The sequence below is a fragment of the Paenibacillus jiangxiensis genome (assembly GCF_046098255.1).
GTDB classification, from domain to species: Bacteria; Bacillota; Bacilli; order Paenibacillales; family Paenibacillaceae; genus Paenibacillus; species Paenibacillus jiagnxiensis.
In genome coordinates, this window is sequence record NZ_JBJURI010000028.1 from 69,474 (window position 1) to 82,109 (window position 12,636).

Here is a 12,636-nt window from a genome sequence, read left to right on the forward strand (position 1 = left end):
ATAGCATCATCGGAAAAACGGAATTATTAAATCATTTGCATCGGTATTATCGATGGAAGAGGAGGAGCTATGGAATCCCGCAATTTATTTACATTCCTTGTCGTCGTGGAGGAGGGGGGGTTTACGCGTGCCGCCCAGCGGCTCGATTATGCCCAGTCCAGCATAACGGCGCAGATTCAGGCGCTTGAAGCGGAGCTTGGCACACCGCTGTTTGACAGAATAGGCAAGAAAATTGTGCTGACAGATGCAGGCAGAAAGCTTCTGCCCTATGCCCAGGAAATTGCCAAAATGCATGCATTGGCCAAAGACGCTGTCCATTCGGTTACAGAAATGGGCGGCACGCTGATGATCGGTGCGCCGGAATCACTGGCCGCGTACCGTCTGCCTGCCGTGCTGCGGGAATACCGTGAGCGTTATCCTAATGTAAAAATCACACTGAAGCCTGGCTTATGCTGGGAACTTAAAGACCAGCTCCGGTCGGGCCAGCTTGATCTGGCCTTTTTGCTGCAGCCGGAAGCAGAGGATAAGGAGCTTCATACCGAGCTGCTGGTCGAAGAGGAGATGGCGCTGATCGCTCCGCCAGGTCACCCGCTCGCAGGGCTGGAACATGTGGAGCCCGCGCATCTCAGACAGGAAACGATTCTGCATACCGAAGCCGGCTGCACTTACAGGGCCCTCTTTGAGCAGCATCTGAACAGCTGCGGAATTTTCCCGGATCCAAGTCTTGAATTCTGGAACATCGAGGCCATCAAGCAGTGTGTTATGACAGGGCTTGGCCTGTCGCTACTGCCGCTCGTTACCGTACAGAATGAGCTGAAGGAGGGCAAGCTGCTGAGGCTGAACTGGGATGACAGCCTGCAGCGTGTCTCTACTCAGGTTGTATATCACACAAAAAAGTGGCAGTCTCCAGCTTTAAGCGAGCTGTTGCGGATCATATCGCAGCATGCTGCGGGATGGCGGCAAAAGCCTGCACCAGCAATTGATTGCAGTCTATAGGAGAATGAGGAAGGAGGTTTACAACTGGTCATATATGGTCAGAGCATCCGCTTGTGTGTAAATATAAGGCGTTGCGGGTTCTGCTATAGGCGTGATTTTGGCGGCCTGGATTTCCAGCCTCTCCACATCTTCATCCGCCGACACATGCAGTATTCCTTCCACCTTGATCCAGGAGTCCTTGGCCAGGTTTGGTGCATGCTCCGCCTCAACCATCATCCCGAACGGGGTGGCATCCGCAGGGCAGCACATCACGAGGAATCGCCCGATGGCAAAGAGCCGCCCGTTCCCCATTTCCTGATTCTTGTACACAAACCCTGTAATGGAGATGGGTTTCCCCTCAAACTCATGCTTATATAGATCAATAGCTCCGATCGTTTCTGAAAAAATTTTATCCTGAACGATAATTTTCGGCTCCAAATATAAACGCTTGGCGAGCTCGGCGAACTCCTCATTGTATTCATCCGGCGCCTTAAACCTTTCGTCAAGCGACTTTAAGGCCGCTTCTTTTTCGTTCTCCGCTTTTGTTTCTTGCCGCAGCCCCCCGGAGCCAACCTCTTCTTTGCGGCGGAGATCCTGGACTGGGAGTGAGTAGGACATGCCCTTCTTCGTGGCCATTTCGCTTCCCAGCGCTCTATCCGGCAGTAAGCCGCCGAGCAGAAGAGGCAGGACAAAGAGTCCGTAAACAAAGATCTTTTTGTAAAAAGTATCCGGAAGGGGATGCTCACAGTCGCACAGCTCTTCGGTGCGGCCGCCTGCCCCATGGATTCCCATCCCGAGGGCTATAAACAGTAATGGCACGGGACAGCACAGCAGCAGAATCTGCATACGTGGTGCAAGATAATAATGGAGCGCATCCGTCAGGCTCAGATGCATGATGTAGACGGCCAGGCCGGCAATCAGCAGCGCCCGCAGCAAATAGTGCAATCGAACGGAGATGGAAGAGTTCATCGTTTGTTCGCCTCCATTTTCTGAAATCCATTTGGCTGATTCCATAGGTACTTATTACTGAACAATCCAGTTCACGGCGACGGAGCCCGTAAAAACAAGCAGGATGATAAGCCCTCCAATCCCGATGACAAAGCGCAAACGGAACGTGCTCAACAGCATTAGTGTGCCTTTGAAGTCGAGCATGGGGCCGAGCACCAGAAAGGACACGAGCGGTCCGGCCGTAAAGGAATGGACAAACGCCGAAGCGACAAAGGCGTCGGAAGTCGAACAGAGGGAAAGCACATAGGCAAAGCCCATCATAAAAGCATAAGAAAGCACCGGTCCGCTGCCCATGGCCAGCAGATCGTCACGGCTGATGAAGGTTTGGATGGCCGCTGTCAGCAAACAGCCGATAATCAGATATTTTCCCATATCGATCAGTTCATCCCCGGAGTGGACAAAAAAGCTTTTCCAGGTTCGCTTATGATGATGATTGCATTCGTCAGGCGCCCGAGTTGAAAAGTGCAGCAAGGAGCGCTTAAGCGGGTCATTTTTGACAAAAACATATACAAAGAGCCCTGTTATCACCGCTACTATGAAGGCAAGTCCGAACCGGGCTGCGACAATACCGGGATGACCCGGAAAAGCCGCCATAGTGGCGGCAAAGACAATAGGATTAATAATCGGTCCGCTAAGAATAAAGGCGACGGCAATATACGCAGGCATCCCCTTCAGCATCAGGCGTCGTACAACTGGTATAAGCCCGCATTCACAAATGGGAAGCAGAATGCCGAGCAGGACTGCAAACAGAACGCCAGCCAACGGATTGGAGGGGATCACGCGGCGCACCCATTCTTCGGACACAAACAACAGCACCAGCGAGGACAACAATACACCAGCCAGCATAAAGGGCAGCGCCTCCAGAAAAAGGCCCATGAAAATCGTTTTGATATGCTGGAGCGAACTGGATTTAAACATGGACAGCCAATGCGGGCTGAGGATAATGATGACAGGAATAGCAAAGGCAGAGGAAAGGAACAAGGGCAGCAGTTTGAGGAGCATTGTTTTCGGCATCTTCCGTCTCCTTTGGAATGTGATCTTGGAAACATTGTATGCTTGTCCTCCTCAGAACAGAATAATTGCCTTGACAGCGAAAAAAAACGTATGTCCTACGGGCATTCATCCACTTTCCAGCGCCTCTTTTTTCACCCTGCTCGTAATTATTTCACGTACTTTCTTTATCTGATTTGATTTGATATTGCACCCTCCATTAGTCCTCGCCAAATGAGCGCTTTTTCCTGTCTTGGGGAATATACTGTTTTTGGCTAGGGGCAAACCAAACTGGGCGGGAGGGATGTATGTTGGATCAAGAGAATTGGCGCCTGGAACCACAGTGGACGCTTTTTCGGCAGCCCTTGATCATACTGATCTTATTTTTGCTGCTGATACTTGTTCTGCTTATCTTTTGACATTTGGGCGCTGCAGAACACGAATTTTACAGGAACCGGGTATTCGTCCATGCATTAAGGGTATTTGGGGCATATAGTATTCTGAGAAACAGAGAACACACCTTGAACACCATGTAGAGAAAGTATTTCAGCTTACATCCTGCAAAGGAGGTGATAAAATGAGCTTTGCGAAGGGAGCATTCCATCATCATTTCACTTCCACTGGTGTAATCCTTGTGCTGTTTATCCTGCTTGTCATCATCACTCGTACATTCTTCCTCTAAGCATGATGTCATGGTTCAATTTCATGTCTATTTACAGAAGCTTCCGGTGTTCCGGGGGCTTTTTTGTACCTTGTATGGTCATGCAACGAATAAATACTGATGAATATACTGAGCGATAAAAGGGCTTATGGATCGTTGATAAGCTTTATTACGAAGAGAGGTGATGTTTATGCGAAAAGATGCGCTCGAGGCGGCCGAGTGTCTCGTTCAACAGGATTTCCCCGGCTGCTCGCTTGCTGTGCTGGGAGGAAGTGTGGCCGGGGATCAGGCCACGATCTACTCGGATCTGGACATTGTCATCTACGACGATACCCAGGAGCTGCCCTTTCGGAGAACCGTGATGGCCTCCGGATGGGTTACTGAGCTGTTTATGCTCAATTCCTCGTCCTACCGTGAGCTTTTTGACGTGGGAATCCATGAAGGAAATCCGACACTGCAGCGGATCATTGTGGAAGGGGAGGTCATCCGGGCCGATGACGACGGGCTTGATATCCTGGAGGAAGCGCGTGCCGACCTGGGTTACGGGCCAATGCCCTGGGGGGGTTATGAACTCGATCAGGCCAGGTATGAAATTACGGAGCATATTCAGGACTTGAAAGGCAGCACGCAGCGCTGTGAAACCTGGTTTGTGGTGAGCAGGCTGAACGAAGCATTGTGCAAGCTGATGCTCAGAGCGAACAATCAATGGACCGGGGAAGGAAAGCACTTAATACGCAATCTGAGAGGGTTTGCCCCGGATAAGGCGGCAGCCCTTGAGGAAGCCCTTGCGGAGTTATACCGGAATGATTCTATGGAACAGCTCATTGATCTCAGTCTGCAATGGCTTGAGCCGTATGGCGGCCCCTTGCTTGAAGGTTATGAAGAATAATACGGCGAAACCAGGTCCAATACCCCAAGAAAGCCCCCGATTGAGGGGACCTTCTTGGGGTTGCGCGCGATGAGGATTAGAACCATACCGAGCGAGTGATAATGACCAGCAAAATAAAAAGAACGAGAATGGCTCCCGTGGAAGTGAAGAGTCCGGGTCTACCCACACAGCTCATGGAATTCACCTCCTTCTTATCTATACTGTCCTATTTACTAGTAGTACCCTGGATAGCCACCACCGTACCCGCCGCCATAACCATAAGGTCCGTACCCGCCGCCATAACCATAAGGTCCGTATCCGCCGCCAAAGGCAAAAGGCGCGGTGCCAATGGCAAGAAGATCGAAAAGCACAAGTGGTATGATGGCTGAGGTTTTCACTTTTTTATCCTTATTGGTTACATAGAGCTTATTGCCGCTGATTCGTACAAGCTTGCCTTCCACAATCGTTCCGTCTTTTCTCAGGGCATAGACTTGCTTGCCGACGAGCTTGCGAACGTCGTTTTTGCGGACTGCCGCTTTTGACATGTGAGTCACCTCCGTTATTGAAACTGCCTTGGCTGTTTATCAAGTAACGGTATATTCTATGGATTATGTCCACCCGGTGCTTGTATGTTGCCCCAGATGCAAGCAAATGGACGTATTTCTCGTTTAACAGATATGTACAGCGAAGATTGATTAATGGTTGACAAGTAGGGCAAAGGTGTTTATATTAATCGTAATAATTACAATTAAAATTGAAGGAGAAGTGTTTATGAATTACAAAAAGGTGCCTGTCACCGTCCTAAGTGGTTATTTGGGCTCGGGAAAAACGACGGTATTGAATCATGTGCTGAACAACCGGGAAGGCATGAAGGTTGCGGTCATCGTAAACGATATGAGCGAGCTGAACATCGACGCCCGGCTGGTCAATGGGGAAACAAATTTATCCCGTACCGAGGAAAAGCTGGTGGAGCTCTCCAACGGTTGCATTTGCTGCACACTTCGCGAGGATTTGCTGCTGGAAGTAAACAAGCTTGTGCAGGAAGGGAAATTCGATTATATCCTGATTGAATCAACCGGGATATCTGAACCGGTACCCGTTGCCCAAACTTTTACATATGCTGATGAAAGCTTAAGTATCAACCTGCCGGAGGTGGTCACGCTGGATTGTATGGTCACAGTAGTGGATGCATACCGGTTCTGGCATGATTTTGCATCCGGGGAAAGTCTTTTGCAGCGGGGTGAGTCAGCCGGTGCGGAAGATACAAGGGATGTCGTTGATTTGCTGCTGGACCAGATTGAGACCTGTGACGTGCTGCTCCTTAACAAATGCGATCTGGTGGAAGAGGAAGAACTGAACAAGCTGGAAGGAATCATCCGCAAGCTGCAGCCATCCGCCAAAATCATTCGCACCGTCAATGGGCAAGTTGAGCCCTCCGAAATTCTGAATACCGGACTGTTCGACTTTGAACGGGCCAGCATGTCAGCGGGTTGGATTCAGGAGCTCAACAAGGAAAGTCATACTCCTGAAACCGATGAATATGGCATCAGCTCGTTTGTGTACCGCCGGAGAAGGCCTTTTCATCCGGAACGCCTGGCTGATTATCTCGGTGAATTGCCGGCAGAAGTCGTGCGCGCCAAAGGGCAGATGTGGATTGCGGTCGAGCAGGACTGGGCGGCAAGCTTCAGCCAGGCCGGGCCGTCCATTCAATTCGGGCCTGCCGGAGCGTGGCTCGCGGCTTTTCCGCGGGAAGAGCGTGAAGAGATCTTGCGCAGCCATCCCGAGGCAGGGCAGGCATGGGATGAGAAGTGGGGAGACAGATTGAATGAATTTGTGATGATCGGGATCGGTATGGACCGCGAAGCGATCGAAGAAAACCTGGATGCCTGCCTGTTAAATGAAGAGGAGATGGCCATGAATTGGGCGTCCTTTGACAATCCCTTGCCATGGCTGCCGCGTGAAGCATTTGGAGCCTAGCAGGGGATGTTCCGGGGGGAATGAAGCTGAAAGGATGGCAATAAGTAATAATTACTGATAAAATAAATATCGTCATAAGCCGCTGGAGCTGGCAACTTACAGCTTCTGCATGAGGGAAGGGACGATATACCATGACAGAGCACAATCACGAGCATAATCAAAGCCATGAAGCCATGGTTCAGGATATGATTGATATAATGACACGGCACGGCTGGCGCATCACGGAGCAGCGGAAGAAGCTTGCCGAAATTTTTGCAATGGCTGACGGTTATTTGTCCCCCAAGGATGTCTATGATCAAATGACTGTCAAGTATCCAAACGTAAGCTTTGATACCGTATACCGCAATTTGCGTTTATTGAGCGAAATGGGTGCTTTGGAGCAGTTTTATTTTATGGATGGCGGTTTGAAGTTCCGTGCGAGCTGCACAGAGCACCACCACCACCACCTGATTTGTGTAAACTGTGAAAAGACACTTACCTTTGATTACTGTCCTATGGAGCAGTCGCTTCACCTGCCGGGTTCCTTCAAGATTATGAACCACAGGTTTGAGGTGTACGGTGTCTGTGAAGAATGCCAGAGTCAAACTGCCAAGTCGTAAAGAAGCTGTCCTGCCCGGCTTCTTTTTTTGTCGGGATTTATAAATAGGTTGACGCAGCATGTAAACAGGTGATAAACTGATTCGTACGTAAAAATTACATTTAACCGGATAGCCATAATTTTTTTTGCATATAGATCGTAATATTTACAGTAGTGGCTCCGGTTTTATACATGTAGAATGGAAGATTGGAAAGGAAGCGAATTAGCATGCTTTTGGCATCGTTGCAGAATGTCGTGTTTGGATATAACGATGTTCCCGGACTTGAAGATGCAAGTATTGAAATATATTCCGGCGAGTTTGTGGCCATCACCGGACCGAACGGAGCGTCCAAATCGACGCTGCTGAAGCTGCTTCTCGGATTGCTGCAGCCCTGGAAGGGCAAGGTATTCCGTTCTCCGGTCAACGCGGAGGGCAAGAAGCTTGTCATTGGATATGTGTCACAGCAGATCGCGGCCTTTAACGGAGGCTTTCCCAGCACGGTGCTTGAATTTGTCCGTTCGGGCCGGTATACAAAGGGCTCCTGGCTGCGGAGAATGACGGAAGAGGATCAAAGACAGACAGAGAAGGCCTTGCGGCAGGTTGGCATGTGGGGCTTGAGACACCGCAGAATCGGTGAGCTGTCCGGAGGGCAGAAGCAGCGCATCTGTATTGCGCGTGCGCTCGCCCAGGAGCCGGATCTGCTGATTCTGGATGAGCCGACAACAGGGATGGACCAGCAAAGCCGCCAGGGCTTTTATGAATTGATGCATCATCAGGTGAAGGTGCATGGGAGAACCGTCGTTATGGTGACCCACGGACTTTCGGAGGTACAGGGTTATCTGGACCGCATCATTGAGCTGCAAAGAAAGGAGGAGGGCGGATGGAAATGCTGCACTACGACTTCATGCAGCGGGCATTTTATGCCGGTGGGATAATCGCGCTGCTGGCGTCGGTGCTTGGCGTCTACCTGATGCTGCGCAGGCAGGCGCTGATGGCGGATATGCTGTCCCACGTATCCCTGGCTGGTGTGGCGGCCGGAGCTTACCTGAAGCTGAATCCGACCTTGAGCGGTTTTGCGGTTGCGGTTCTGGGGGCGGTCATCGTGGAATACGTGAGACGCTCCTATAAAACCTACAGCGAAATCTCCGTCGCCATTATTATGGTAGGCGGGCTTTCCACGGCTGTTATTCTGATGAGCCTTAACCAGAGCGTCAACAAAAGTTTTACATCCTATTTGTTCGGATCGGTTGTGGCTGTTAACACAACGGAGCTTAAATTGATGTTTTTTGTAGCCGCTGTGGCCGCGGTATTCTTCATTCTCTTCAGACGGCCGCTGTATCAGATTACATTTGATGAAGAAACGGCCAAAACGAACGGGCTGCCGGTCAACTGGATTTCGTTTGGCTTCAGCATTCTGACCGGAATGATCGTCGCGGCCGCCATGCCAATTGTTGGCGTGCTGCTTGTATCCTCGTTGATCGTGCTGCCGGCGGCATTGGCTATACGGATAGCTCCCAGCTTCACGACAGCGATCTTCCTGGCGATGGGCATCGGCCTGATCGGTGTCTTCACAGGCTTGACCGCATCCTATGAATTCAGCACACCGCCTGGGGGCACGATTGCCTTCGCCCTGCTGCTGCTGCTGATTTTGGGAACAGGCATCAAGCGGCTGGTGCTGAAGCTGGCGAAGCTCAGATCGGCCGCCAATCCTGATGACCAGGCCAGTATTCATGAACATGTTACGAATTTCACCAAAGATGTGCCTGAGCAGTAATGGGGCTGCTCTGCCGAGGTAGAACGATATAGATGGGGGAGAGAGCTTTGAACAGGTTGTTTGCAAAATCATGGCTGGTCAGTGCGGGTCTAGCACTGGTATTGGCAGGCTGCGGATCGGATGCGGGCAGCACGACCTCCGGCTCCGGCAACGGGGCGGGGACAGGAGCGGACGGAGGCAAGCTGAATATTGTCACGACATTTTATCCGATGTATGAGTTCAGCAGACAAGTGGCCGGGGATCATGCGAATGTAACGGCATTGGTGCCCACCGGTACGGAGCCTCATGATTGGGAGCCGAGCGCCAAGGATATGGCGCAGATTCAGGATGCGGACGTATTTGTATACAACGGCATCGTGGAAACCTGGGTGGAAGATGCGCTGACCAGCACGAATAACGAAAAACGTATTGTAGTGGAAGCGTCCAGCGGTATTGAGCTTGCTGAAGGAACAGAAGATGAGCATGAGGGTGAAGACCACGATCATGCCGCTGAAACAGCGGAACACGGGCATGCGGAAGGCAATGGCCATTCTCATGACTACGCGCTGGACCCCCATGTATGGCTGAGCCCAGTGCTCGCCCAAAAGGAAGTTGAGGCCATCGAAGCGGCGCTGATCAAGGCGGATCCTGCCAACAAGGCTGATTATGAAGCCAATGCGAATGCTTATATTGCCAAGCTCAAGGAACTGGATACGGCATACAGAAACGGCCTTACTAACGTCAAGAATAAGGAGTTGGTCACCCAGCATGCCGCATTTGCTTACCTGGCCAAAGAATATGGCCTGACGCAGGTGCCGATTTCGGGTCTGTCTCCCGAGCAGGAGCCTTCTCCAGACCAGATGGCCCGTATTGTGCAATTTACGAAGGAGCATCAGGTGAAAACGATCTTCTTCGAAACGCTGGTTGATCCGAAGGTTGCACAGACCATTGCTTCCGAGATTGGCGCGAAGACTGCTGTCCTGAATCCGCTGGAAGGGCTGACCGAGGACGAGATCAAGAACAATCGAGATTATATCATTGTGATGCAGGAGAATCTCAAAGCTCTCACCTCAGCACTGAACGAATAAGAAGGATTTGAAGTCGCCGTGACTGTAACGGCGGCTTTTTTTATTTGCTGGGTTTTTCTTAAATGGCAATTGCCTGTAAAATAGTAGAGTGTAACCCTATTTGAGGAGTGATCATGGTGAATGCGTGAAACTAACTGGAAGCGATGGGGCTGGATGTATCACGATTATGCCTTGGATGCTATCGGTACAAAATCAAGGTGTAAATCCTTGGAACCGAGGCATAACATGTAAGTAAACTTCAGGAAGGATTGTGAGGGTACTGAAACAGGAAGAAAGCAAGAAATCTTCGTCTCTTTGGTCCTGGGGAGCTGTGATCGTGCTCCTTCTGGCGAAGGGGAAATCCTTGTTGGCACTTTTGAAGCTGGGGAAATTCGGCGGTGCGCTCCTTTCCATGGCGGCATCTATCTGGGCGTATGCCCTGATCTATCCATGGGCGTTCGCGCTCGGATTTGTCCTGCTGCTGTTTGTCCATGAGTTGGGTCATGTGATCGCTGCGAAGCGGAAAGGGCTGCCGGTCAGCGCTCCAGTTTTTATTCCGTTCGTCGGTGCTTTGATAGCGCTGAAGAAGCATCCGCAGGATGCGGTTACAGAAGCATACATGGCATTTGGGGGGCCGCTGCTGGGAACGGTCGGAGCGGTAGCTGTATTCGGTGCTGCCTGCATAACGGACAGCCCGCTGTTATTTGCATTATCCTATGTTGGCTTTTTTCTCAACCTGATCAACCTGCTCCCCATTCATCCGCTGGACGGCGGACGAATCGCCACCGCGGTCACCCGCTGGTTGTGGATCGCGGGTCTGGTAGGGGGACTGGTGATTATCGTATACTTGAAATCTTTTGTCTTTTTTATCATTTGGTGTATGTTCGCCTTTGACTTATTCAAAAAATACATCCTGCGCCGTCCGAATCAGCAAAGTGAAACCGAAACCGACAGCTTCCTGTTCCCGGTCGGGCATTTACAGGAGCAGGGGATGCTGATTCCCGGACCGGAACACCGGCGGGAGCTTCCCTATACTACATATAGTGACCGTGAAGGCCGGCAGTACGTCAAAGTAATGTGGGACAGCATGGATTTTGAAGGCACGGTTGCGCTGCCCCGACAGGGGATTGTAGAACGGGTTCATGTATATAAAATTGAGCATCTGGAAGCGGAGAATGGTCTTCATTTAAGAATTCATGTGGGTGTTGATTATGCCGTGTTCGAAAATGACAGCTATTATGAAGTTCCCATGGCGTCACGGCTGAAGTTCGGAGCAGGTTATGTGGGGCTGGCTTCATTTCTTGGTGTCATGATGTATCTGGTTCACCAGGTGGGAAATGTAATATTGTAAATCAGAGCAGCAGCGGCCTGATGGTGGTCGTGCTGCTTTTTTACTGCCTATAACATAGAGAAATTAGGACTATCGATACCAAACAGCCTGATATTACTTGGGATGTTGGACTTATTATCCATATTGTGGGAAGGTGTTAAAATGGGAGGATCACGATAGACAGGTGGACGATGGAATGACAACGATTCTGGTAACACCGGAGCAGTTGGAGGCAGTTTCCAGGCAGTTTGAACAGGCTCGCCAAGAGATTGCCCGAATGAACGGAACACTGACGCTTCAAGTTTCAATGATGGAGGCACTCTGGGATGGAACAACAAAGCAGCGCTTTTATTCCGATTTTGTGGCGGCGCGCAGTAGCATGAAGACAGCAGTTGAGCTGACGGATTCCATTTCCCGTGAGCTGCGGAATCATGCGGAGAAATTCAACTGACGGACGAATCGGTGTCCGGTGGAATTGACCCGGCATGTATGGCCCCTCCGCCCAATGCGTGCGCCGCGCCAACTGTGGATACACGCAATGCCTTGGAGATATCAGGCGACAGCTTGAAGGAGCTGGGCACCAACTTTATGGCCGCAGCCAATGAGCGATATGAAAAAAGGTATGATTCAGTAGGGACTTTTCTGGATTATTGGACATTCGGTATACCGAAGGGGATGTGGCAGGGATATGCGGACCGGGCGGACACGTGGCTGGATTCCCCGGAGGATTTCGCGAACTGGGCCACCCTCGGCGTTCACGGTACGATCCGCGAAACGATCTTTCCCAAAAACGCCTGGTCAACCGAACACTGGGCGAATATACTTGGAACAGCAGGACTGGTCGGCGGCAGCACGATTGCCTCAACGATTAAGCCGAAGAATTATTTTGGTGCGAGCACTAAGGCGGTTGCTGAGGTAACGGAGAGAGTTAAAAGGGATGAAATTGTAGCACCTGTTAGTGGAAAAGCGATAAAAGTATACACGGACGGAAATACGCGGGTACCAATCGATAAAATTGAGAAATATATGAGAGGCAAAGTAAATGTTAATATTGAAGAAGTAAACAAAAAAATAAGAGAATTAAACCAAATGAAACAAACCCAAAGAAAATTATTTGATGCTGATCCTCAGAATGCAAAGGGAATTGAGAAGCTAAAACAGATGAAGCATAATTATGAGCGTTCACAAGATATGAAGAAAAAACTTGAGACAATTGGCTTAAATGATATCGTAGAGAATAATGAGAAAATAGCAGCACATTTTATTGAGGTAGGTAAAAAGATAACGCCTGAAAATAGATTGGATTTTCCTAGTGTCATAGAAGGTCCACACGGAAAACTAAAAGTCTTAACAACATGGACTATGGTTGAAGGAAAGCCGTATTTGGCAACCATCAAATTAATACCAATAAAGAACCAGGAGGGATAAT

The 12,636-nt window shown here is 50.2% G+C and carries 15 protein-coding genes; 11 read left to right on the forward strand and 4 right to left on the reverse strand.

Annotation, left to right across the window (positions count from 1 at the left end; translation table 11 throughout):
- Positions 1-69 precede the first annotated feature (69 nt).
- Complete coding sequence (locus ACI1P2_RS23740) at positions 70-996, forward strand: LysR family transcriptional regulator (RefSeq protein WP_355323428.1); 927 nt, start codon at positions 70-72, stop codon at positions 994-996.
- A gap of 18 nt (positions 997-1,014) precedes the next feature.
- Here ACI1P2_RS23740 and ACI1P2_RS23745 read toward each other — a convergent pair whose 3' ends face one another.
- Together ACI1P2_RS23745 and ACI1P2_RS23750 are read right to left on the reverse strand one after the other, a co-directional pair.
- On the reverse strand, positions 1,015-1,944 hold the full coding sequence (locus ACI1P2_RS23745; protein WP_355323430.1) for a TIGR03943 family putative permease subunit: 930 nt from the start codon (positions 1,942-1,944) through the stop codon (positions 1,015-1,017).
- A 54-nt stretch (positions 1,945-1,998) separates the two neighbouring features.
- Positions 1,999-2,997, reverse strand: coding sequence for a permease (locus ACI1P2_RS23750; RefSeq protein WP_355323435.1), 999 nt, complete (start codon positions 2,995-2,997; stop codon positions 1,999-2,001).
- Between the two features lie 553 nt (positions 2,998-3,550).
- Between ACI1P2_RS23750 and ACI1P2_RS23755 the strand changes: the two genes are divergently transcribed.
- Together ACI1P2_RS23755 and ACI1P2_RS23760 are read left to right on the forward strand one after the other, a co-directional pair.
- Positions 3,551-3,655 (forward strand): YjcZ family sporulation protein, encoded by a 105-nt coding sequence (locus ACI1P2_RS23755; RefSeq protein ID WP_355323438.1) that lies wholly within the window; start codon positions 3,551-3,553, stop codon positions 3,653-3,655.
- Positions 3,656-3,824: 169 nt separating this feature from the next.
- Positions 3,825-4,523 carry a nucleotidyltransferase domain-containing protein gene (locus ACI1P2_RS23760; protein ID WP_355323441.1) on the forward strand — a complete coding sequence of 233 codons (699 nt, stop codon included), beginning with the start codon at positions 3,825-3,827 and terminating at the stop codon, positions 4,521-4,523.
- Between the two features lie 76 nt (positions 4,524-4,599).
- On the opposite strand, the gene ACI1P2_RS23765 is transcribed toward ACI1P2_RS23760, so the two are convergent.
- A complete protein-coding gene (locus ACI1P2_RS23765; RefSeq protein WP_355323444.1) occupies positions 4,600-4,698 on the reverse strand; it encodes a YjcZ family sporulation protein in 99 nt (32 codons plus the stop codon).
- Positions 4,699-4,735: 37 nt separating this feature from the next.
- Positions 4,736-5,047, reverse strand: coding sequence for a hypothetical protein (locus ACI1P2_RS23770; protein ID WP_355323447.1), 312 nt, complete (start codon positions 5,045-5,047; stop codon positions 4,736-4,738).
- Positions 5,048-5,273: 226 nt separating this feature from the next.
- Between ACI1P2_RS23770 and ACI1P2_RS23775 the strand changes: the two genes are divergently transcribed.
- The 8 genes from ACI1P2_RS23775 (at position 5,274) to ACI1P2_RS23810 (ending at position 12,635) form a co-directional block, all read left to right on the forward strand.
- Positions 5,274-6,479, forward strand: a complete 1,206-nt coding sequence (locus ACI1P2_RS23775; protein WP_355323450.1) for a GTP-binding protein — start codon at positions 5,274-5,276, stop codon at positions 6,477-6,479.
- A 131-nt stretch (positions 6,480-6,610) separates the two neighbouring features.
- Complete coding sequence (locus tag ACI1P2_RS23780) at positions 6,611-7,078, forward strand: Fur family transcriptional regulator (protein WP_355323453.1); 468 nt, start codon at positions 6,611-6,613, stop codon at positions 7,076-7,078.
- Positions 7,079-7,284: 206 nt separating this feature from the next.
- On the forward strand, positions 7,285-7,992 hold the full coding sequence (locus ACI1P2_RS23785; RefSeq protein ID WP_355323456.1) for a metal ABC transporter ATP-binding protein: 708 nt from the start codon (positions 7,285-7,287) through the stop codon (positions 7,990-7,992).
- Entirely contained in the window at positions 7,938-8,831 is an 894-nt protein-coding gene (locus ACI1P2_RS23790) for a metal ABC transporter permease (protein WP_355323459.1), read from the forward strand. Before ACI1P2_RS23785 ends, ACI1P2_RS23790 begins: the two co-directional genes overlap by 55 nt.
- Positions 8,832-8,878: 47 nt before the next feature.
- Positions 8,879-9,898 carry a metal ABC transporter substrate-binding protein gene (locus ACI1P2_RS23795; protein ID WP_355323462.1) on the forward strand — a complete coding sequence of 340 codons (1,020 nt, stop codon included), beginning with the start codon at positions 8,879-8,881 and terminating at the stop codon, positions 9,896-9,898.
- Positions 9,899-10,148: 250 nt separating this feature from the next.
- Positions 10,149-11,228, forward strand: a complete 1,080-nt coding sequence (locus ACI1P2_RS23800; RefSeq protein ID WP_408976325.1) for a site-2 protease family protein — start codon at positions 10,149-10,151, stop codon at positions 11,226-11,228.
- A gap of 175 nt (positions 11,229-11,403) precedes the next feature.
- The gene (locus tag ACI1P2_RS23805) at positions 11,404-11,658 is read left to right on the forward strand and encodes a WXG100 family type VII secretion target (RefSeq protein WP_355323465.1); all 255 of its coding nucleotides are present in this window, start codon (positions 11,404-11,406) and stop codon (positions 11,656-11,658) included.
- Positions 11,659-11,795: 137 nt separating this feature from the next.
- Positions 11,796-12,635 (forward strand): hypothetical protein, encoded by an 840-nt coding sequence (locus ACI1P2_RS23810; protein WP_408976326.1) that lies wholly within the window; start codon positions 11,796-11,798, stop codon positions 12,633-12,635.
- The last annotated feature ends 1 nt before the right edge of the window (position 12,636 follow it).